Raw genomic sequence first — 22,205 nt, 5'->3', positions numbered from 1 at the left:
ACGGGGATGTGACGTGTCGTGGATGAAGCTTGGACACGCCGACGCTCAAGATTACGGGCCCGACCTGAACGGGTCAAACTGAGCGGACTTCCCCCCACGCGAGGCACCCAAACACGGCGGCCCGCCCGGGAACGAACCCGGACGGACCTCCGTACCTCTATACCGCCGTATCGCTGTATCGCTGTATCGCCTCAGCGGTGATCAGCTCTCCGTGCCCGCCGAGACCGACTCCTGCGCCGGGGCCTCCGCCGCGGCGGCCGTCTTCTTCGACGCCGCCTTCTTCGCCGTCGTCTTCTTGGCGGCCGTCGTCGTCTTCTTGGCAGCCGTCTTCTTGACCGCCGCCGTCTTCTTCACGGCGGCCTTCTTGGCCGTGGTCGCCTTCTTGGCGGCGGTCTTGCGCGCCGTCTTCTTGGCGGGAACCGCTTCCTCGGCCTCGGCGGCCTCGACAGGCGCCGAAGCCTCGGTGGCCGCCGGGACGACCACGACGGCCGCTTCCGCGGACGAGGTGGGCGCGGTGGCCTTGCGCACGGCGCGTCGCCGCGGCCTGGCCGGAGCGGCACTGTCGGTCGCCACGGCCTCCGCCGGCGCCTCGACCGGAGCCGGAGCCGCCTCGGGCTCCGCGACCGGCTCGGCGACGACCGCCACCACGGTCTCGGCCACAGCCTCGTCCGCCGCCTTCGGCGAACCGGCCGGCGCCGACACCTTGCGGGTGGCCCGCCGACGCGTACGCCCCTTGGGAGCCGCGTCGTCCTGCACCGCGACCGGCGCCTCGGCAACCGGCGCCTCGACGACCGGATCCTCGACAGCGACGGGCTCGGCGTGAGCGACAGCCTCCGGTACCACCGGAACCTCAGGAGCGACCGGCGCCACCGAAGCCTCGGCGACAGCGGGCTCGACCGTACGAGCGTCAGCGGCACGCCCATCGGCGCCACGCCCCTGCGCCCCACGGCTCTCGGCCCGGGGTGCTCCCGCCGGAGCCGAAGCGCGCCTGCTCGCACGCCGCCTCGAACGGCCACCGCGGCCGGCCGCGGCCTCCGCCTCGGCGGCGCTGTTGTACAGCTCCTCGTCGGGCTCGAAGACGGGCGCCGACAGCGCGACGGGAGCCGCGACCTCGGCGGCGACCTCGGCCTCGGTCTCCTCGACGGCGTCGGTCTCCTCCTCGGCCCCGTCCAGGATCACGTCGTGCTCGTGCGTGTGCTCGAGCTCGGCACCGCCACGGCCGCGCTTCTTGCGCTTGCCGCCACCACCACTGGCCGTCGGCTGCTCCATGTGCACGATGACACCGCGGCCGTTGCAGTGGACGCAGGTCTCGGAGAACGACTCCAGGAGGCCCTGCCCGACCCGCTTACGGGTCATCTGGACCAGGCCGAGCGAGGTGACCTCGGCCACCTGGTGCTTCGTACGGTCCCGGCCCAGGCACTCCAGCAGGCGCCGCAGCACCAGATCCCGGTTGGACTCCAGGACCATGTCGATGAAGTCGATGACGACGATGCCGCCGAGGTCGCGCAGCCGCAGCTGGCGCACGATCTCCTCGGCCGCCTCCAGGTTGTTCCTGGTGACCGTCTCCTCCAGGTTGCCGCCCTGGCCGGTGAACTTGCCGGTGTTGACGTCGACGACGATCATCGCCTCGGTCTTGTCGATCACCAGCGAGCCGCCGCTGGGCAGCCACACCTTGCGGTCGAGCGCCTTGGCGAGCTGCTCGTCGATGCGGTACGTCGCGAAGACGTCGACCTCGGAGGTCCACTTCGACAGCCGGTCGACCAGGTCCGGGGCGACGTGGGACACGTACCCGTGGATGGTCTGCCAGGCCTCGTCACCGCTGACGATGACCTTGGTGAAGTCCTCGTTGAAGATGTCGCGCACGACCCGGACGGTCATGTCCGGCTCGCCGTACAGCAGGGTCGGCGCGTTCGAGCTGCCGCCGCTCTTCGACTTCTTCTCGATGTCCTCCCACTGCGCCTGGAGCCGCTCGACGTCACGGCGCAGCTCGTCCTCGCTCGCGCCCTCGGCGGCGGTACGCACGATGACGCCCGCGTCCTCGGGGACGATCTTCTTGAGGATGGTCTTCAGACGCGCGCGCTCGGTGTCGGGCAGCTTGCGGCTGATGCCGGTCATCGACCCCTCGGGGACGTAGACCAGGTAGCGGCCCGGGAGCGACACCTGACTGGTCAGTCGTGCGCCCTTGTGGCCGATCGGGTCCTTCGTGACCTGCACGAGCACCGACTGGCCGGACTTCAGCGCGCTCTCGATGCGCCGCGGCCCGTGGGCCATGCCCAGCGCCTCGAAGTTGACCTCACCGGCGTACAGGACGGCGTTGCGCCCCTTGCCGATGTCGATGAACGCGGCCTCCATGGACGGCAGCACGTTCTGGACCTTGCCCAGGTAGACGTTGCCGACGTACGAGGTCGCCTGCTCCTTGTTGACGTAGTGCTCGACGAGCACGTTGTCCTCGAGGACGCCGATCTGGGTGCGGTCGCCGTACTGGCGTACGACCATCACGCGCTCGACGGCCTCGCGGCGGGCCAGGAACTCGGCCTCGGTGATGATCGGGACGCGGCGGCGGCCCTGCTCGCGGCCTTCCCGGCGGCGCTGCTTCTTTGCCTCGAGCCGGGTCGAACCCTTGATCGACTGCACTTCGTCGCTCGGGTGCTCGTCCCGCTTGGCGCGCGGCTCACGGACCTTGACGACCGTGCGCTCGGGGTCGCTGTCGCCCAGGACCGCCTCGCTCTCGCCGGAGGCGTCACCGGCACGACGCCGACGACGGCGCCGACGACGGCTGCTGGCGGAACCGGAACCGCCCGGCTCGTCGCGCTCGTCCTCCTCGGCGTCCTCGTCCGCCTGGTCGGCGGTGTCCACGGCGTCTGCGGTGTCCTCGTCGGACCGCGCGGCCTGCTCACCGGCGTAGTCGTCGTCACCGGACTCGAGGTCGGAGTCGGCGGACTCGCCCCGGCGCCTGCGACGGCCACCGCGGCGGCGGCGCCGGCGCGAACCGGGGCCCTCCTCGCCGTCGTCGTCCGTGTCGACACTGTCCTCGGCGGACTCGTAGGTGTCGGCGTCGTCGACCGACTCCGTCTCCGGCTCATCGGCCACGACGGGCGCGGCGGCCACGGGCTCCTCGTCGCCACCCCGGCGGCGGCGGCGACGGCGCGGCGTCTGCTCCTCGACGACGGTCTCGACGACCGGGGCCTCCACGGCCTCTTCCTCGGTCTCCGCGAGATCCTCCGCCGCCTCGGCGGCAGCCGCGGCGGCGGCCCGCTCGGGCGTCTGGAACATCGGCTCGGCGAACACGGGCGCCTGGAACACGGCGACGGCGGGACGCGTGGGACGCCGCCCGCTCTCGTTCTCGCCGTTCGAGACGGCGGGCGTGGGCGCGGAGAACCCGACGGCGGCCTTACGGGCGACCCGACGACGCCCGCGACGCGGCGACGCGTCCTCGGCGACGGCCTCGGTCTCGGGCTTGGTCTCGGGCTTGGTCTCCACCAAGGGCTCGGCCTCGGCGGCCTTCGCGGGCGGCTCCTCCACGGGGGCGGGAGCCTCCGGGGCGGCTGCCTCGGTCACGGCCTCGGCGGCGGGCGTGGAAACCCGGCGGGTGGCCCGGCGACGCGCACGCGGAGCGGGCGCGGCCTCCTCGACCACGGCGGGCGCCTCCACGGCAGCGTTCTCCTCGCCCTTCTCGCCGCTCTCCTCGGCAGTCGGGGCGGATACGGCGGTGGCGGCCGGTTCCTCGACGACCGCCTCGGCGGCCTTCGCGGGCGCACCGGCGGGTGCGGAAGCGCGCCGGGTGGCCCGACGCCGCGTACGAGGAGCGGGCGCCTCGGCGGCGGCAGCTTCCGCTGCTGCCGTTTCCTCGACCTGCTGGTCGATCTCCGCGGCCGGTACGGCCGGCGCCGTGGTCTCGGCCGCGGCGGCGGCCTCGGTCCCGGCGACAGGCGGTCCCGCGGGGCGGGACGCGGCGCGGCGCCGACGGCGCGGCGGCAGGGTGTCGCTGGGGGTGTCGTGTGCGGAACCCTCGGTGGGGTCCGAAACAGGTTCGGTCGGTTCGAGCATGCGGGCGGTTCTCCCGTCAGGCTCCCGGGCGCCGCACCTGGTCCGGCTTGGATGCCGGTGACGTCCGCGGCTCGCGCAGTGCGCGGTGCCGCCGTCCGGGGCGCGGGCGCCGCACGGGAGCTCTCTGTGTCCTGTCTCGCCGGTTCCGCACGCCATGTTGCGTACGGCCTGGCGAAAGTCTTGTGGTCGGTGCGCTGCCCGACCCAGGTGGCTCCCGAGTACGAGGGCGGCGCTACGACGTGCGTCCCTTCGCGGGACCTTCCTTACGCCGGCGCCTGCGACGCGGCGGCAGTCGGAGCGGCCATGGAGAGGGCCACCGCTGCCTCGCGGTCGGGCGCGAGCGGGTCGGTCACCGTGCCGGTCTCTTCATCGAACAGCCCCTGCGCCAGCCTGGTCACCCCTGCGGGGACCGGCGGCGCCAGGTCGGCCACGGCGCGAAGACCGGACAGGACGTCGTCGGGTCGAACGGCAGGCGTCACGTGCCGAACAACCAGCCGCAGTATCGCACAGGGCTGGTCGGTAGGCCTATCGGCCTGTGGACCGTCCGTCTCGATACGTGCGTCACACGCCTCGAGGCCCTCCACGGCGCTTCGGGCGTCGAAGGTCCTCATGCCGTTCTTGGCGAGGCGCTGGACCTCGACGGTCTCGGCGGCGTTGAAGGTGTCCACGGCGCGGCGCGCTTCGTCGGGCGCCACACCTTCCAGACGCAGCTCCCATACGGAAGCCGTGAGCCGGTCGGCGAGCCCGGAGGTCCGGGCCTCGACCGCGTCGACGATGTCGAGCCCGGTGGGCAGCGACTCGTCGAGCAGCTCGCGCAGTCTTTCAGGATCGCGCGCTTCGGTGAGCGCGATCTCCAGATACTCCGCCTCACTGCCCGTGCCGGTGGGTGCGGCATTGGCGTACGACACCTTCGGATGCGGCGTGAACCCCGCCGAGTAAGCCATCGGCACCTCGGCGCGGCGCAGCGCACGCTCGAAGGCGCGCTGGAAATCACGGTGGCTGGTGAACCGGAGGCGGCCACGCTTGGTGTAGCGCAGTCGGATGCGCTGCACCGCAGGTGCGGGCGGCGGGCCTTCGGGCTGTCGCTTGCCCAGTGGTACCTCTCCTTGGATCGAGCAGCGGTCCGTGGCACATCCCCGTGTCCACGGGGAGCATTGCGGCTGACGCTTGCCCAGCGTCGTCCAGTCCGAATCATCCCCGCGTGGGCGGGGACACTTCTTGCCCGGACCTCTTCTCAAGGGTACGCGTTCCGGCTGCTGCCGGTTCCCGCCGGGCCACTGCTTCTGGTTGCCGCGACTCACCGAACAGCATCCGCCGGAAGTCGGCGCGCGCCTGCCGGGCCGAGTCCCGCGCGGCGGTCAGCGTCTGCCGGGTGACCCGGCCCACACTGCGCGCGGCCTCGGCGGCGGGCCGGAGAACGGCGTCCCGTACGACGTGCCCGAGGGGCGTCAGCACGGTCCGGTACGCCCAGCGCACGGGCTCCACGAAGATCCACCGAAGGAGGGTTCCCAGGAACCGTCCGACGGCGAGCGAGATGTGCCCGGCGATGCGCCACGCATGCCCGAGGGCGTCACCGACCTCGCGTCCGATGACGACGAGGACGCGTCCGATGGGCGCGAGGATCCAGCGCCAGAGCGCGAGCGCGGGCAGCACGAGAAGGATGCGCAGCACCCAGTACAGAACGAACCCGATGCCGGTGACCACCATGCCGACCAGCCACGCGACCCCGGCGACCGCCGTACTGACCAGCCACGCGACCCCCCGGGCACACCAGGCGACCGCCCGCCCCACCGGCGTGAGGATCCACTCGTACAGCCACTGCGCGGGGACGACGACCAGGTACCGCGCGAGCCACGCGACGACGGCGTACACCCCGAGCCCGAGCGCGGCGATCCCCGTCCCGAGCACCCTGAGCACCCACAGCACCGCGTGCCCCACAGGCGTGAGCACGCGCGCGTAGATCCACCCGAGCCCGGCGCCGATCCCCACGAACACCCAGGCGATGCCCTGGCCGAGAGGCGTCAGCACATACCGGAAGAGCCACACCAGCGGTACGACGACGAGCACGTTGCCGAGCCACCCCAAGGCCTTGCCGAGGGGGACGACGACATACCGCCACAGCCCGACGAACGGCCAGACGAAGACGGCCCGCGCGATCCACGCCAGCGCCCGACCGAGGGGCCGCAGCACCGCGTCCGTCAGAAGCCGCCAGCCGACGACCAGGCCGTCCCACACCATCCGCACCGGCACGACCAGCACGAGCACGACGATCCGCACAGGAATGCGAATCGCAACGACCAGGCACCCTTCGGGCTGCCGCTGGGGCTGCCGTGCCCCGGCGGCCGGTTTCTCCAGATCCATATCGACAAGGACGCGCCAACCCCCCGTCCGGATGCGGTGTATCCGAAAATTGACATCCTCCCTTCCCTGATGGGAGGGGATTCCTGGCTCAGGCTGCCTCCGGGGAGCAGCCCTCCCAGGGGTCTTACGCGCTCAGCACCAGCCGGGTTGAGACCAGCCCGGACGAGCATCACGCCGGCGGAGTTCTTATCCCTAGGGGAGACCACTGCGCACGCGGTGCAGGTGTAGGTACGTTCCGAAGGAGGAAGTGCGTGCTTGGTTCTCGCTCCGCACTGAGGCCCCACTGAACCCACTCGATGCCAAGTGAGCAACGGTTCGACCGACACCCTGACACCCTGGCACCCATGTCGAAGACTCTCGGTGTATCCAGGCCCGACCAGGCCTCCTACATGCTGCGCGCCGCCTCCGAGGACGCCGGGCGGGCGTACAAGCAGCGGCTGCTCGACCTGCTGGACCTCCGCGCGGGCCACACCGTCCTGGACGTGGGCTGCGGACCCGGCACCGACCTTCCGGCCCTCGCCGAACGCGTGGGCGTGAGCGGCCGGGTGATCGGAGTGGACCAGGACCCCGCGATGCTGGCGACCGCCCGTCGGCGCACCGCCGCCATGAGCACGGTGGACATCCGGGAGGCGGACGCGCACGCCCTGCCCGTGGAGCCCCGAACAGTGGACCGCGCCAAGATCGACCGGGTTCTGATGCATGTACGGTCCCCCGCGGACGTGCTGGCCCAACTGCACACCGCCACCCGCCCCGGCGCCCTCATCGGCCTGGTGGAACCCGACTGGGACACCCTGGCGGTGGACGCGCAGGACCTGGAGACGAGCCGCGCCTTCACCCGGTACACCACCGAGAAGGTGGTCCGCCACGCCACCGTCGGGCGCCGGCTCGCCCACCTCGCGGTCAAGGCGGGCTTCCGCGTCGAGACGGCGATCGCCACCACCCCGGTCTTCACCGACTTCGAGCACGGCGACCACACCCTCGGCCTCGGCCGCAACATGCAACAGGCCATCGCCGAGGGGCACATCGACCGGACGCGGGGCGAGGCCTGGTTCGCCGGCCTCGCCCACGGGCCCTTTTACGCCTCGTTCACCCTGGTCACGGTGGTCTGCTCCCGCCCGTGACGGCCGCCGGACGGCCCGGGCACCGTGGCGACGGCCTGAGCGACCGCGAACTCGCGGTTGAGTACCGTCTGCCGACGGATCGCCTCGGGCAGGTCCGGCATGCCCCGCAGCGTGTCGCACGCCTCGATCGAGGCCGTGCAGTCACCCACCCATTGACGCCCTCACCTGCCCGAGGATCGGTCTTACGTGGCCTCCGCAGGCCTGACTTCCCCTCCGTTGTCCGACAAGGCAATTCCAGCCATGCCGCTGCGACCCTCCGGGCCGCCATGGGCAGGATGCCCGCGACAGAACAAGCTATCCGAACGGCGGCCTGCCGGGCTTCGCCTGGGGTGTCTCGATCAACGAACACAGCTCCGGCAATCAGGACCTGACGGGCATCAAGATCGACATCCTGACGACCACGGGTCAGGTCTTCGAGATCATCTGCACGGAGAACCACACCAACGCCACTCCGGCCACCCTGACCTACCCCAACCCCACACTCCCGACCCTGGCCTGGCCTGGCAGCCGCTGAACTCCCCCGAAGCGGGCAACGACGACAACCGCCGCTTCATGCGCTGACCGCGACACCGTCACGCGCACAGCACCGAGCCCCCTTCCACTCGCTCTCGGGAAGGGGGCTCAGCTGTCGGACTCAGTGCGCGTGCCCGGTGGCCGCCGGCTGCTTCACGGTCAGGGGCAGCAGCTTCTTGCCCGTGGGTCCGATCTGGATGGACGTGTCCATCTGCGGCCATATGGACACACGCCTAAAACCAGCTCTACCTTCCTTACATGGGGACACACACGCGGAAGCGCACAGCAGCCGACCAGAGGCAGTACTCGGTCGAGGCGGAGTGGACAGACGCAGATCGCGCACTCTTGGAGGAGTTGAGGAAGGCAGAGGCTCAACTTCCTGAGGACGCACCTCGGGCCCTCTTATCCATCCGCCTTTCCGTACTGACGGACGAAACAACGTCACCGGTGCGGCAGGAACTTGACCTCCGCATCCTGGCCAGAGAGCGACGCTGCCGAGTCGTCGGCGTCGCCTCCGATCTGAACGTGTCGGCCACGAAGGTTCCGCCATGGAAGAGGAAGGAACTCGGGGACTGGCTGAACAACCGCTCCCCCGAGTTCGACGAGCTCTTGTTCTGGAAGCTGGACCGCTTCGTCCGTCGCCTCTCCGATCTCTCGACGATGATCGAGTGGAGCTTGAAGCGCGGGAAGAATCTGGTCTCGAAGAACGACAGCCTTGATCTCACGACGACCGCCGGAAAGATCATGGTCACGATCATTGGCGGCATCGCCGAGATCGAAGCGGCCAACACCTCCACCCGCGTCACGAGCCTGTGGGACTACGCGAAGACGCAGGAAGAATGGATCATCGGCAAGCCGACGTACGGATACGTCACAGGCGAGGACGCGTCAGGGAAAGTCGGTCTCGTCATCGAGCCCGAGGCGCACAAGGCACTGCACTGGGCTCGGCGCATGGCGCTTCGAGGACGCTCCGCCCGGTTCATGGTGCGCTGCCTGAAGCGGTCCGGTCTCATGAGCCAGGGACTCACCGTGGCAACGCTGCACCGCCGTCTCCGTAACCCTGCGCTCCTCGGACACCGAGTAGAAGAGGAAAAGCAGGGAGGACAACGGCGCTCGAAGACGATCCTCGGCAAGGACGGCAAGCCGATCAGGGTCGCTCCCCCCATCTTCACCGAGGAGGAGTTCGAGACCCTCGGTGCCGCTCTCGACAAGCGCAAGAAGAACCAACCTCCGCGTCGTGTCGGCGGAGCAACTCAGTTCCTCGGCGTCCTCCTGTGCGCCGAGTGCAAGACGAACATGACTGTGCAGATCACGAACAACACATGGGGGACCTACCACTACCTACGGTGCCGCAACTGCAAGAGCGGAGGGCTCGGCGCACCCAACCCCGAGCGGGTCTACGAGCGCCTAGTGGAAGACGTACTGCAGGTCCTCGGGGACTTCCCCGTGCAGGTTCGCCAGTACGCCGAGGGCGCCGAAGTCCGGCGGGAGGTCAAGCGTCTCCAGGAGTCCATCGCCCTCTATATGAAGGAGCTCGAACCCGAGGGCCGGTACACGAAGAACCGGTTCACGAAGGAGCAGGCAGAGGCGACGCTCGACAAGCTCATTGGAGAGCTCGAAGCCGTCGACCCCGAGACGGCGAAGGACCGATGGGTCCACGTCCATGGCGGGAAAACCTTCCGAGAGCACTGGCAGGAAGGCGGCATGGAAGCCATGGCCGCCGACCTGTACCGAGTCGGCATCCGGTGCGAGGTCACCCGCACGAAGGTGCCGAAGGTGCGGGCCCCGAAGGTCCACCTCCGACTGTTGATCCCCAAGGACGTACGCGAGCGTCTGGTGATCCGAGAGGACGACTTCGCGGAAGCCTTCTGACGGCGTCCAGCCGACGCACACAAGGAAGCCGCCTCCCCGAGATGTATGGGGAGGCGGCTTCTCGTCTCACTCGAACCCTAACTCCGGGTCGAACGGTGTCTCGTTGCCGTATTCGTCCACGATCACGATCTCGCTTTCGATCAAGCTCGTGTGCTTCTCGTCCGAACCGTGAGGTACGGCCGGGCGCAACGGGTTCCGAGACTCAGGGGCGGGGAGCGCGGCTATCGGCCCCACCCCCTTCCTGTCTCGCTTCTGAGCCGAGTCGTCGAGACTCTGCGATGTCTTCGGCGATTCCGGCGGCGATGAGTGCGGCACCTGGGGTGTGGCCGGAGCCGACGTAGCGCCAGTTCCGTTCGGTGACCGTGTCGGGGATGTCGGCGTGGCCGACGTGGTGGGCGCGTTCGGCGCGGAGTGCTGCGTAGGTGGTCGAGTAGGCGCGGGATTTGGTGAGGATGTGGCCGCGGTAGCCGAGGGTGTGGGTCCAGGCGCGGAGGCGGAGCGGCTCGTACTCGGGGAGGCCGCCGAGGCGCCAACAGGTGTGCATGAGGGTGCGCACGTGTTCGCTGACGGGTGCGGCGTCGATGTCGTCCCTGGTGGTGAGGGGGTGGTCGGTGCCGGCGCCTGTCTCGCTCGCGCCTTTGGTGACGTACTTGGCGACGTACGCGGCCACGGCGTCGTCGTCGGGGCCGTCGCCGTCGGTGTGCAGTTGACGGGCGTCGACCTGGACGCCCCAGCGCAGGGCCAGCTCGCCCACGGCCGGGCTGTAGGGGGTGTGGACCAGGACCCGTCCGGCGGAGGCTCGTACGGCGTCGGTGAGCAGTTGCGCAGTGCCCCAGGCCGGGGGTTCGTCATCGGGTCCGTTTGGGCCGTCGAGGCGGACGACGGCGTGTACGTGGACGGCCGCGCGTTTCTGGTATTCGGCGACGCGGGCGAAGGACAGTCGGGCGTGGTCGGCGAAGCGGGACTGTACGAGGCCGACTGAGGAGGCGAGGCGGCGGCGGACGTCGATGACGAACCGGTCCCACAGCTTCGATGCGTGCGCGTGCCACAGCACATGGGCGCTGTAGTCGTAGCAGTCGGGGCACAGGGGTTGGCCGACGGCCGGAGCATCCGGGGCGTGGACGGCGCCGCAGCCGAGGGGACGTCCGTGGTCGCAGGTTCCGCCGTCGCGGCGCGGTCGGCAACGTTCGTTCCCGGCACGGTGGACCGGCCCGAACGAAGGCGCGGTCAGAGTGATGAAGAGGCGGGGGCGGTTGCGGATGGTGGCGGGGATGTTCTTGCCGCCGATCAGGCCCGCGCGGACGAGGTGGAAGGTATCGCCCGCGTGGAGTCGGGAGCAGGGGGCGCAGACACTCGCGCGTCGGTTGCGGCAGCGGACGGAGAGGCGTTCGCCGGGTTCGGTGCGGGTGTCGTAGTGGCGGAGGATCTCGCCCGTTGCCGTATCCAGCGTCGTGGTCGACCCGGAGAGGTGGATCGGGTGGGCGCAGCCGCCGGTAGCGGTGATCTGCTCCAGCCAGCGTGTGAATTGGGGGTGTTGGGCGATGCGGAGTGCGTCTCGGTCTGTTTCGGGGAGGTGGCGCAGGCGCGCCGCGCGGTCGAGGACGGCGCGCCTGTCGGCCGGGGTGGGGTGGTCCGGGGTGATGGTGGTGACCTTCCGGGGTGGGCCGCCGCAGCGGCACGGATGTGGGTGGGTGGCGGGGTGTGGGTCATGGGGATCACTCCTTGTGCGGTCGGGCGGTTGGCAGGTTGGTGGGTTCAGCGGATGGTTCCGGTGCCCCGGCAGACGCGGCAGCGGCGCAACCGTCCGGTCCAGGTCTTGCGTGCTCCGTCGCCCTTGCAGACGGTGCATCTCACGCGGCGCATAGGCATGGCCGTATGTCCCTTCCTGCGTGGTCTAGAAGTGGGAGAAGCCGCTGAGGACCCAGGTGACGAAGCCGTTGATGGTGAGGCTGACGGGGGTCTGGCCGAGGTAGAGGCCGAACAGGGCGATGCAGACGGCTTCCCAGGCGCGGACGTCGCGGGCGCGGACGAGGAGGAAGGTGATGATCCCGAAGACCACGACGAGGGACACGGCGGCACCTGTGCTGATCATTGGGAGTCTCCTTCGAGGGCGGCGAGTGCGCGGGTGACGGTGGGCAGTTCGGGCACCAGGCCCGCGTGCTTACGGGTGACCGCTATGGCTTCTTGGGTGGGGGTGAGGTGGGAGCGGGCGCGGTTCCAGTCGCCGTCCGGTCCGGTGCACACGGCGACGCCCTGTTCCTGAGCGGTGATCGTCTGGGCGATGGCCACGGCGTCTTTGTTGAGGTCGCCGAGGATCATTTCGGCGGTGCCGGGGTCGTTGACCCGGTGGCAGATGCGTCCGCCGAGTTGCGCGCGCAGTGCGGTGACGCCGGGGCCGAGGTCGGAGCCGACGCGTTGGCCGGCGACGACCAGGTGGATGCCGAGGGCGGCGCCGAGTTGGGCCAGGCGTAGCAGGAGGGTGGAGCACTGTTCGGCTTCTGCTTTGCTCTCGCGTCGGCCGTCGGACAGGTAGAGTTCCGCGATCTCGTCGACGATCACGACGACCGGTACGGGCCGGAACCTGACGGGCAGTTCCCAGATGGAGCGGGCGCCGGCCATCCGGCAGACGCTCATCCGGTCCTGCATGTCGACCACGAGCGCGGTGAGCACGGCGACCGCCTCACGGCGACTCGTGGCCAGTGCGCTGAGCCGTTGGGTGAACAGGCCGAGTTCCATGCCGCCTTTGCAGTCGATGCCGACCAGGGCGACGGGTTGCGGGGCGAGTTGGGTGATCAGCCGGGCCAGCAGGGTCGATTTGCCCGACCGGGTGGCGCCGGCGATCAGCCAGTGCGGCACCACTAGGAGATCCATCACCCAGGCGCCGCCGCTCTCCAGGACGCCGATGAGGGCGGAGAGCAGGGCGGGCGGGGCGGTGGCCAGGCCGGGGCGTTGCAGTGGATCGGTGGCCGTCGCTGTCAGCAGCGCCAGTCCCCGTTCTGGTGAGGTGACCCGCACCGCGTGAACTTTCCACGCGTGTACGAGGGCATCGGCCGCCTTCAGGTACATGGCGGGGGTCTGGCCCGCGTGCAGCCGCACCACCACGCTCAGCCCGGCACGCGTCGGACGAGGGAATGAGATCTTCGGTGCCACCGGCCGCAGCGGATCGCCCTTGACGACCAGGTCACCGAGGAGCCCGCGCGGCGGACGGCGGGACACGGCCAGGTCGGTGAGCATCGCGATCTTGCGCCAGGTGAACACCACCCGCCAGGCAGCGGCCGGGTATCCGGCGAGGTACCAGTGCCAGACCGGGCGATGCCTTCGCAGCAGATCACCGCCGCCCAGCACCCAGACGAGGACGACTAGCGCGAGGGTGAGAGAGAGGATGGCGGTCATCACGCACCACCGGCCTTTAAGGCGCCGGAGATGGGGGTGACGGCGTCGGCGCGGAAGCTGACGCCGTGCCGGTCACCCATCGCCCACATGAAGGCGGTCAGCCCGGTGACCTTGAGGATCATGCCTTCCTCGATGCCTTTGGGTTCGCCGGTGACGGCGATCTCGATGACGGAGATGCGCCGCCGGTCCTGGCGCACGGTGACGGCGACGGTGTAGACGGGGTTGCCGTCCCGGTCCTTCTTGATCTCCTGTGTCTCCTGGTTGCTGATCTTCACTTCGGGGGCGATGGCGCAGCGCAGTACGCCGAGCCGCCCGGTGTCCACGGGAATGGACTGCATGTCGTTGGCCTCCTTGGCCAGTCGGAACGCCTGACATATTCAGACGTCACTTGTCCTTACGAGTGATGACTATGAAGTGCTGTACGGCGAGGACGCAACTACTTATGCTGACGAGTGATGTCGCGCGTGCGACGTGACTACGACCTGAACCCGGAGATGCCGCCATGTCGGAGATCCAGCGCCCCGGAGCCCTCTACCAGCAGGTGGCCGCCGCCATCAGGGAAGCCATCCTGGCGGGCGAGTTCCCGCCTGATTCCCTGGTGCCGTCCGAGGCCCAGCTCATGGCCCGCTACGGCGTATCCCGCCCCACCGTCCGCAACGCGATTGCCGCCCTGCGCTCGGAAGGATTGATCGACGTCCGCCACGGCAAAGGCAGCTTCGTTCGCTCCAGCGGACAGCCCGCCCTCACCCTCGAACGCCGCATCACCCGTACCACCGAGGGCACGTTCGTGATGCCGGGCGGCGATGTCTGGGACGAGGCCGAGGAGCCGGCCGCCTACCGCACACGCACCACGAAGGACACCGGCCGACTCCTCCAACTCGGCGCGGAAGAAGCCCTGTTCGGATGCGACCGCCTCCTGATCGACCCAGGTTCCGGGACGCGCGCCATGCACCGCACGCTGATCCCCTTCACGACCGCTGAGGCCATCCCGACGCTCGCCGAGGAGCCCTCCACGCACCTGGCAGCTATCTACGGACTGCTCACCCAGGACGGACAGAAGCTGACGTGGTCCGAGACGGTCCGGGCCCGTATGCCGCTTCCCGACGAGCGGACCACGCTCCGCCTGCCGGACGCGATCCCGGTCCTGCACCTGGCCCGCGTCACGCACGGCACCGACGGCCGCCCCCTGATCCTCGAAGAACTGCGCACCGGGGCGGACCGTGCCGAACTCGCCTACCGGATCACCGCCGACAAACAGCCCGCACGACGCGCCCGCGCCTGAGCCCCAACGGTCATCGGTCGAAACAGCCTTCACTTCCTCAAGGGCGCGCCTGCGGCGCGCCGGGGCGCCCGGCCGCCCCGGCCGGGCGTGCGGCGTGGCCGCCGATCCCGTCCGGACGCCAGCCGCCCCACACCGCAGCACGCCGGAGGAATCAGAGCGTCGACCGGCCGTTCCCAGCCGGGGTGTGGTGGGCCGGGGGTCGACGGCCTCCGAGACTTTAGGCAGCCACCATGGGGCGAGCCTCGAAGAACAGGGGGCCGATCGGGCTATTGCGGGCAGCTCCAAGGACTGCCCGATCCGCTGGCGAGCGTAAGGCCCCCTGTTCACTCGCCCCATGGCAGCTCCCGCCCAAAGTCTCTGCGGCCGGCGACGCGGCCACCCGCGCCACTCATCAGCGAAAGGGCGTTTCATGCCACCGACTCCAGGAGCGCGGCGAGCCTGTTGACGGCATCCGGCCAGCCCGCAAGCCGAACGACTCCACACCCGCTCTCGTCCACCGAGGCGACCGCGCGCACGGCCGACAGTTCGAACCCGGTACCGAGCAGCGCACGGTTCAGCCGGTCGGCAGCCTCACGCGCCTCACGCCAGCCCGCGATGTAGTCGACGCCGGACACCCACAGTCCCGAATCCGTGCCCGCCACATCGTCCAAGCCGTCATGGATCCAGTCCTCACCCGAGTCATTCACGCCTGTTCACCTCAGCCCTGTTGCAGGTAATGGATCATCAACTCCGTTGATTCCAGGGCCAGAAGCGACGCAACGCGACGGCCCCGGTACCATCAGGCACCGGGGACCGTCGCGTCCCCTCCCGGACCACCCCGATAGCTGCCAGGCGAGGGGGTGGTCCGGTCTCGGTATGAGGTTGTGAAGCGCGGCCCCCCGGTATGGGAGGGGAGCTCCCGGAACTCCGAGGAGCCGCGCCCCTTGGCCGGATTGGTCAGACTCCGGCCGTTGACCGGATCGCCGTCCACTCCCGATCGCGAGGGAGCAGAACGGGGCGGCGACCCGGGGTCGGTCAGGCCGAGTTCTCAGCCCATAGACGGTCGAGGTCCAGACGGCACCACACCGTCTTGCCGGCCCTGACCCCCGGCGACCACCACACCGCGTCCGCCAGCCGCTGAACGATCAGCAGCCCACGTCCCCGGTCCGGCAGCAACGCTTCGGAGAAACTGCCCGCAAGATCGGGCGAGAAGAACTCACCAGCCGGGAGGTCCGGCTGCGTCGAGTCCTCATCCGAGACCCCGATGACCAGCACTTCCGGATAGGTCATCAGCGACACGTCGATGCGCCGCCCGGATCCAGGCAGGGCCAGCCGGTTGTCCGGCACCGCGTGATGAACGACGTTGCCGACCAGTTCCGATACGACGAGCCGTGCGTCGTCCACCGCGTGCTCCAGGTGCCAGGTCGTGAGGTACGAGCCGACCATGTCCCGCGCAGCCTTGACGCAGTCCGGCGACTCAGCAAAGAGCGTCAGAGCCCGGAAGTGTCCGTTTGCCGGATCATGAATCGAACGACGCGGAGCACCCACCGCCGCCGTATTCGCTGCGTGTCTGCTCTGCTGTGCTTCCACCGCGTCCCCTCCCGAGCACTGACAGGCCCTGTGGCCCGTCGATCTGTGCCGACCAGTGAACGACGCACGAAGCGCAGGCGGGAGCGTTCACCAGGGGGTTCACGTGAACACCGGCCAGCGCAAGGGGGGTTCACCAATGAACCCCCCAAGACGAGACTGCTGTGACACGATGGACACTCGCTGTCATTCTCGGGTTGGCAGGGGAGCATGAGCCGAGAGCCGAACACACAGCTGATCGCCGTCATGGGCGAGGCGCAAGTTTCGAACAAGGGTCTCGCGAAGCGGATGCAGGACACCGCTGCCCAGCGAGGAGTGAGTCTCGGGACGACCCACGTCGCCGTGCAGCGATGGCGGGACGGCTCCGGTATCCAGCCGCAGACAGCGGCGATCATGGCGGACGCACTCTCCGCCAAGCTGGGCCGCCGCATCACACCGGGCGATCTCGGTTTCTTCGATCACTCGCGTCCAAGCACCCCGCAGCAGGTTGGCTACCCCGGCACGGTCCCCGATGTGCTGTCGATGCTGGCAGAACTGGCCGACCAGCGCGCCGAAGCCCCCGCATCCGACCAACTGACGGTTGCGGAAGCCGACCTCAACTCCGCTGTCCTGTCATGGATGATCGCGCGCCCCGACGGCATCCAGGCCGACAAGCCCGCCGGCCAACGCATCGGCATGCGGGACGTACGCGCGATCAGAGACGCCGCCAGCATGTTCATGCAACTCGACTTCAAGTACGGCGGAGGCCACGGCCACAAAGCACTGCGCCACTACTTCCGCCACGAAGTCCTGCCCCTGCTGGACGCCAGCTACAGCGAAAAGGTGGGTACAGCGTTATTCGGCGCCGCCGCCGAAGTCTCCCAGCTGCTTGCGTGGACCGCGTACGACACCGGAAACCACCGACTCGCCCACCGCTACCTCACCTCCACACTCCGCCTCTCCCAGGTCATCGACGACCGCATGTTCGGCGCCCGCATCCTCGGCAACCTCAGCCACCAGGCCAACTACCTCGGCAACCACGCCCAAGCCATCCGGCTCTCGCGTGCTGCAGTCGAGGGCGCCAAAGGCCGAGCCACACCACGAGCGATGGCACTGAACTCCGCGATGGAGGCCCGCGCACTGTCCAACGCAGGCGACCCGATCGGCGCCGGACGCGCGATGAACGAAGCGGAACGCTACTTCGAACGCGCAGACACCGCCGAAGACCCCACGTGGCTCGGCTACTTCGACTCCGCGGAACTCATGGGAGAAATCTGCCACTGCTTCCGCGACCTCAAAATGCGCCGGGAGTCCGTGACAGCAGCCCAACGCGCAGTCGACGACACCGACCCGAAGTACGCCCGCACCCTCGGCTTCTGCCGCATGGTGCTCGCCCAAAGCCACCTCCTGAACGGTGACCTGGAAGCCGCCGTCACAACAGCCAGCCTGGCCGTGGACGGCGGCGACACCCTCCAGTCCACCCGCTTCCAGCGCTACGTGACCGACTTCCAGGCCGAGGTGAGCACCCACACGACGAACCCAGTTGTGGCCGCCTTCAACAACCAGGTCCGCGATGCACTTGCCCGCCTGGAGGACGACGAGTAACCCCTACCAGGGCCGCCAGTCCCGAGGCGCATCGTCATTACGCAGGCCAGCGATGCGCCGGCCATACTCAGCAGCCGTCCTCTTATCCTCCTGCACGTTCTGCATCAGCCACGTCGTCATGCCGAACTCTTGCAGCCCCCGCAACGTCTCGTACCCGTGCCAGTCGTACAGATCCCGCCCATACGCGGCCACGAAGTCGGCGTACTGCTCATCGGTCTGCCACCCAAGACTGTGATGCTCCACCGCCGTGACCATCAGATCCCACTCAGGATGATCGAAACAGAAAGCCTCGAAGTCGATCAGGATCACCTTCCCCTGATCGTCCACCATGAGGTTCTGCACGTGGGCATCACCATGCACCGGACCCTTGGGAGTCTCGAACGTCAACTCAGCGTACTTGTCGCGCAGTTCATACCAGCGCTTACGCAGGAAGGATTTGTCGTCCTGCGAGACCACGGCCCGGTCCAGCCGCAGCTCCTGCTTGTCGAACGGATCAAACGAAGGCAGCTCAAGCCCCTCCGGCACCGTCAGCGAGTGCAGGTCCCGCAGGATGCCCCCCAACTCCCCGTAGGTCGCCTTCCGATCACCCTCAACGATCAGATGCCAGAACGTCACCGGGTGCCCCTCGATCACGAGCGGCTGCTCAAGATCCTCAACGATGCGCGCGGCAGGGAACCCTTCCTCCGCCAGCCACCGCGAAACCGCCACCTCTACACGCGCCCTGGGCAGCCACTCCTGCCCGCGAGCCACACGCACGATCACCGGGGCCGTGGCCAACCGGAACAACGCGTTCTCACCGAGCCGGATCAACTCCGCGCCCCCGTCATCGAGCCCCGCCGCCCGGCACGCGGCCACCATCACCCGCGTAGCCCTCCCCGACGTGAACCCCTCATCCGATCGAGCAGCGTCAACCGCCATGCCCGTACCAGCTCCCCTAGTCACGCGCGATCAACCAGCGCACGCCCGCGGGTGACCAACCCGACGTGCACCGGACACGACCACGACCGTACCCAGACAGCACCACGGCACACGAGAACGGGCAGCGTGAATGTCGCTGCCAGCCAGGGCTTGCGAGGCCGCGGCGGGAGCAGAATCGATACCATCGCGCTCTATGGATGCGGCTACGAAGGGGTTGTAATGCACAACGAGATCAAAGACGGAGTGTTCTTCGGTGCTGTAATTCAAGGGCAGCACACGACCATTCAGTTGCCGCCAACGGTGAGCCCCGCTCTAGGCGGTCTGCCCCGCCGCTCTTCTACATTCGAAGGGCGCAGTCATGAAGTTGGAGAGATTATTGCGAGCTTGCACCCATCGACGCTTCAAAATGAGGCCGTGATTGCCGTGACAGGAATGGCTGGAGTTGGCAAGACCGAACTTGCGCTGCAAGTCGCCCATAGCGTTTTAGGCGAGAAAGATTGGTTTCCTGGCGGCGCATTATTCATTGATCTATCTGGATACGATGCCGAGCGCAGGGTAGAGCCACGGGAGGCTCTTGGTAGTCTTCTGAATTCACTCGGACTACCACCGGAGATCGTTCCCGACGAGACGCAAGATCGCGCGAGAATGTACCGATCCGTACTGCGGTCTTACGCCGAACACGGCAGACGCATCCTCGTCATTGTCGACAATGCAGACTCTGTCGACCAGGCCTCTCATCTCATCCCTAGCGATGGCAAAAACGCCGCTTTGATTACCTCGCGGCACACACTATCCATTGATGCAGAACTCTATGACCTGGGCGTGCTGCAACCTGAATCTGCGGTCGAGGTCATCCGAGCGGTAATTCGACGACACAGAGGCACCAAGGACATCAGAGTGCAGCGAGAGTCAGCGGAAACGCTTCGAGTGGCAGAGCTGTGCGGATTTCTTCCCTTGGCGCTACAGATCGCTGCGGCCTTACTTGCGGATTCATCCAATCGTCCGATTAAGTCACTAGTCGATGAGTTGACCGACGCCCATTCGAGGTTAGACGCTCTCACAAGAGAAGAGCGGGCACTTCGCGCGGCCTTTGATTTGTCCTACCGACGCCTCCCTAAGGATCAAGCTCACCTCTTCCGCCTACTTCCAATTAATGCCGGACCAGACGTGTCGGGTGAAGCTGTCTCGCGTCTTAGCAATCTTGAATTGCGCACTACTGGCCGGATACTAGAATCTCTCAACCGGGCGCATCTGATTGAAGTTGGGCAAGAGTGGGGACGCTGGCGCCTTCACGATTTGCTGCGAATCTACGCAAACGAAAAGGGTGCTGCGGAGGAGAAGGAGGATGGGAGAGATCAGGCCATACGCCGCTTGCTCGACTATTATTCGACCACATCCGAGTCGGCCGATTGGATCCTTAGAGATAGGGCGTCGAAAGCGGAAGGTCAGCGTTTTCGCGATAGGCGCGGCGAGCCGCTCGAATGGTTCCGGGTCGAGGAAGATAACCTCCTAGCTGCGATTCGTCTAGCAGAGAGGAAAGAATCCTTTGAAAGCGTCTACTACATCTCCATGCATCTTGGCTTGTATCTAGATGTCCGCAGGAGAGTAGCGGATGTGATCGAAGTCGCCAGCACTGCCCTACGCGCTGCGCGACAAATCGAAAACGTTGACTGGCAGGCGAGGTCTCTGAACCATTTAGGACTTGCGCTCTCAACTGTGAGGCGATTCGGTGACGCAATCACCCCGCTCACAGAAGGAGCCAAGCTTGCCCGGATGGCAGGGAACCGCGAAGTGGAGTGCGACATCTTGATCGCCCTGGGCGCAGCACTAAGGCAGACGGACGGACCAGCGGCGGGTATCGCTCCACTAAAACGCGCCCTCACTCTGGGGCGAGCCATGGGAAATCCTCTTCATGTCGGAACAGCTCTGACAAATCTCGGCAACACTTACCGAGAGTCTGGAAGACTCGCTGAAGCCGCCAAAGCATATGGTGAGTCAATTCGCTACCATCAACTTAGCGGGGACCGTCGAAAGGAGGCCTCAGGCCACTCAGGGCTCGCTGCAACCTTCTCACAATTGGGAAATATCGAGGAATCACTCCGACACTTCAAAAAAGCAGTCGCCATGTATAAGAGCGTCGGGGACCAACACGGGCTGGCTGTCACCCTGATGAATCTTGGGAGTGCTCACACCGCAATGGGTGATTTCCAGAATGCGCGCGATATTTTGCAGCAATCCAGAGTCTGCTACCGAGAGAGCCACGACCCTCATGGCGAGGGGGTGACTCTCCTTAATCTGTCGTTCCTTGAGCGTGACGCAGGTAATCAGGAGAAATCTCGTGCCTACTTCGAAATGGCGCAGGAGCTGTTCCATCCCAAATAGTGGAGTGGGTCTGCAGTAACCGTGTCATCGGCTCTGTTTTTTCTTCGGCAAGACCCGAAACCGGTAGCATGGCGGCGGCATCCTTCTGCGGGGATGCGAACGAGTGAGGAGGGCAGTGCGGATGGATCCAGTTTCAGTGGCGATACTGATCGCTCTAGCGGGTGGTGCTGGGGGCGAGGTTGGGCGTCAGGCTTGGGTTACCTTGACCGGCCTGGTACGTCGTCCCTTCCGGCGAGAAGAAGCCCCATCAGATTCGTCAGACGTGAGTTCTGGGGAGCTAGAGCTGCGGAGGCTGGAGCAGGCACCAACCGATCCAGCATGTGCACAAGCTCTGAGCGTTGCCTTGGCTGCGCGGGCGGCAAGTGACTCTCATTTCCGTATCGAACTCGACCGATGGTATGAGCAGGCTAAATCCGTCGGGGTGAGCAACGGGGAGGTAACTAACACAATCAGCGGGGGCACCTTTAATGGGCCAGTGATACAGGGACGAGACTTCTCAGGAGTCACTTTCTCTGACAGCCCGGGATCGTCTTCTAACGCGCCACAAACCTAAGGCGCAGCAAGGAGTTACTCAACCGTCGGACAGCTTTCATGACCGTAACCCACAGTCAGGCGGCCTGTGGACCTTCTGACGCGTTATGAGGCCGAGGGAGGGATGGGGTGCTTCTGCGTCGTCAACTTACTTTCGCATTGAGCTTGCAATCTGGTCTGTCTGAGCGAGCAGTCTCAGAGTGGGCGTCCACTGGGCGAGCAAACTCATCACGTCGGGAAGGGCCGCTGCGTAGGCGGTAAGCACAGCCCCCTCTGCGTTTCCTGTCAGCAGGAGAGCGAATCGGGGCACGCGATCGTGGCGCTCGTAGACGACCAAGTTCAGAGGCAGGTACAGGTCATGGGCACGGTTACTGTGGACTTCGTCCGCAAAACCATTCGCAGCGAACCAGGAATTAAACCCGGCCGCACGAAGGTCTTCTGCGTAGTCACCAGTTCCAGCATCGGGTACGGGGTCGTACGCAAGATCAACCCACTCTCCGTGAGAAAACATCTGATCATGCGCCCCCAGCCGAGTTCCGCTCCGCACTTTCTGATGAGGCAACTCGAACTGAACCTGACCACCCATGATCACTGGACCATGGAAAGTACCACCGCTAGCCTCATTGTTGGTCTGA

The 22,205-nt window shown here is 67.3% G+C and carries 16 protein-coding genes and 1 pseudogene; 5 read left to right on the top strand and 12 right to left on the bottom strand.

Annotation, left to right across the window (positions count from 1 at the left end):
• Window positions 1–201 precede the first annotated feature (201 nt).
• From PV396_RS14240 to PV396_RS14225, 4 genes and pseudogenes are all read right to left on the bottom strand, one after another.
• Window positions 202–4,047: an Rne/Rng family ribonuclease gene (locus tag PV396_RS14240; RefSeq protein ID WP_319204434.1), complete on the bottom strand. Its 3,846-nt coding sequence runs from the start codon at window positions 4,045–4,047 to the stop codon at window positions 202–204.
• Between the two features lie 263 nt (window positions 4,048–4,310).
• On the bottom strand, window positions 4,311–5,099 hold the full coding sequence (locus PV396_RS14235; protein ID WP_319204432.1) for a TIGR03936 family radical SAM-associated protein: 789 nt from the start codon (window positions 5,097–5,099) through the stop codon (window positions 4,311–4,313).
• A gap of 139 nt (window positions 5,100–5,238) precedes the next feature.
• Window positions 5,239–6,408 (bottom strand): hypothetical protein, encoded by a 1,170-nt coding sequence (locus PV396_RS14230; protein WP_319204430.1) that lies wholly within the window; start codon window positions 6,406–6,408, stop codon window positions 5,239–5,241.
• 101 nt (window positions 6,409–6,509) lie between these two features.
• A pseudogene (locus PV396_RS14225) lies at window positions 6,510–6,683 on the bottom strand (RNA-guided endonuclease TnpB family protein); the annotation flags it as partial.
• Between the two features lie 69 nt (window positions 6,684–6,752).
• Between PV396_RS14225 and PV396_RS14220 the strand changes: the two are divergent.
• Entirely contained in the window at window positions 6,753–7,529 is a 777-nt protein-coding gene (locus tag PV396_RS14220; RefSeq protein WP_319204429.1) for a methyltransferase domain-containing protein, read from the top strand.
• Here PV396_RS14220 and PV396_RS14215 read toward each other — a convergent pair.
• On the bottom strand, window positions 7,484–7,678 hold the full coding sequence (locus tag PV396_RS14215; protein WP_319204427.1) for a hypothetical protein: 195 nt from the start codon (window positions 7,676–7,678) through the stop codon (window positions 7,484–7,486). The two genes, PV396_RS14220 and PV396_RS14215, sit on opposite strands and share 46 nt — an antisense overlap.
• 622 nt (window positions 7,679–8,300) lie before the next feature.
• Here PV396_RS14215 and PV396_RS14210 point away from each other — a divergent pair.
• Window positions 8,301–9,914: a recombinase family protein gene (locus PV396_RS14210; RefSeq protein ID WP_319204424.1), complete on the top strand. Its 1,614-nt coding sequence runs from the start codon at window positions 8,301–8,303 to the stop codon at window positions 9,912–9,914.
• 202 nt (window positions 9,915–10,116) lie between these two features.
• Here PV396_RS14210 and PV396_RS14205 read toward each other — a convergent pair whose 3' ends face one another.
• From PV396_RS14205 to PV396_RS14190, 4 genes are read right to left on the bottom strand one after another with little or no spacing between them, the layout of a single operon-like run.
• Entirely contained in the window at window positions 10,117–11,763 is a 1,647-nt protein-coding gene (locus tag PV396_RS14205) for a replication initiator (RefSeq protein WP_319204422.1), read from the bottom strand.
• Window positions 11,764–11,808: 45 nt separating this feature from the next.
• Entirely contained in the window at window positions 11,809–12,006 is a 198-nt protein-coding gene (locus PV396_RS14200) for a hypothetical protein (RefSeq protein WP_006376424.1), read from the bottom strand.
• Entirely contained in the window at window positions 12,003–13,307 is a 1,305-nt protein-coding gene (locus PV396_RS14195) for an FtsK/SpoIIIE domain-containing protein (RefSeq protein WP_319204419.1), read from the bottom strand. Before PV396_RS14195 ends, PV396_RS14200 begins: the two co-directional genes overlap by 4 nt.
• The gene (locus PV396_RS14190) at window positions 13,307–13,645 is read right to left on the bottom strand and encodes a hypothetical protein (RefSeq protein WP_319204417.1); all 339 of its coding nucleotides are present in this window, start codon (window positions 13,643–13,645) and stop codon (window positions 13,307–13,309) included. Before PV396_RS14190 ends, PV396_RS14195 begins: the two co-directional genes overlap by 1 nt.
• 164 nt (window positions 13,646–13,809) lie before the next feature.
• Between PV396_RS14190 and PV396_RS14185 the strand changes: the two genes are divergently transcribed.
• Window positions 13,810–14,589 (top strand): GntR family transcriptional regulator, encoded by a 780-nt coding sequence (locus PV396_RS14185; protein WP_319204415.1) that lies wholly within the window; start codon window positions 13,810–13,812, stop codon window positions 14,587–14,589.
• A gap of 407 nt (window positions 14,590–14,996) precedes the next feature.
• On the opposite strand, the gene PV396_RS14180 is transcribed toward PV396_RS14185, so the two are convergent.
• The gene (locus PV396_RS14180; protein WP_319204412.1) at window positions 14,997–15,275 is read right to left on the bottom strand and encodes a hypothetical protein; all 279 of its coding nucleotides are present in this window, start codon (window positions 15,273–15,275) and stop codon (window positions 14,997–14,999) included.
• Between the two features lie 328 nt (window positions 15,276–15,603).
• Window positions 15,604–16,158: an ATP-binding protein gene (locus PV396_RS14175; RefSeq protein WP_319204410.1), complete on the bottom strand. Its 555-nt coding sequence runs from the start codon at window positions 16,156–16,158 to the stop codon at window positions 15,604–15,606.
• A gap of 207 nt (window positions 16,159–16,365) precedes the next feature.
• On the opposite strand from PV396_RS14175, the gene PV396_RS14170 reads away from it, so the two are divergent.
• The gene (locus PV396_RS14170; RefSeq protein WP_319204408.1) at window positions 16,366–17,739 is read left to right on the top strand and encodes a sporulation protein; all 1,374 of its coding nucleotides are present in this window, start codon (window positions 16,366–16,368) and stop codon (window positions 17,737–17,739) included.
• Window positions 17,740–17,742: 3 nt separating this feature from the next.
• Here the strand turns inward: PV396_RS14170 and PV396_RS14165 are convergent, their stop codons facing one another.
• Window positions 17,743–18,657 carry an aminoglycoside phosphotransferase family protein gene (locus tag PV396_RS14165; protein ID WP_319204406.1) on the bottom strand — a complete coding sequence of 305 codons (915 nt, stop codon included), beginning with the start codon at window positions 18,655–18,657 and terminating at the stop codon, window positions 17,743–17,745.
• Between the two features lie 219 nt (window positions 18,658–18,876).
• On the opposite strand from PV396_RS14165, the gene PV396_RS14160 reads away from it, so the two are divergent.
• Window positions 18,877–21,039, top strand: a complete 2,163-nt coding sequence (locus PV396_RS14160; protein WP_319204404.1) for a tetratricopeptide repeat protein — start codon at window positions 18,877–18,879, stop codon at window positions 21,037–21,039.
• Window positions 21,040–22,205 lie beyond the last annotated feature (1,166 nt).

This window comes from Streptomyces sp. ME02-8801-2C (assembly GCF_033793965.1).
Classification (GTDB): Bacteria; Actinomycetota; Actinomycetes; order Streptomycetales; family Streptomycetaceae; genus Streptomyces.
Note: the sequence above shows the minus strand (reverse complement) of the source record. Positions and strands in the feature narration are given on the sequence as shown.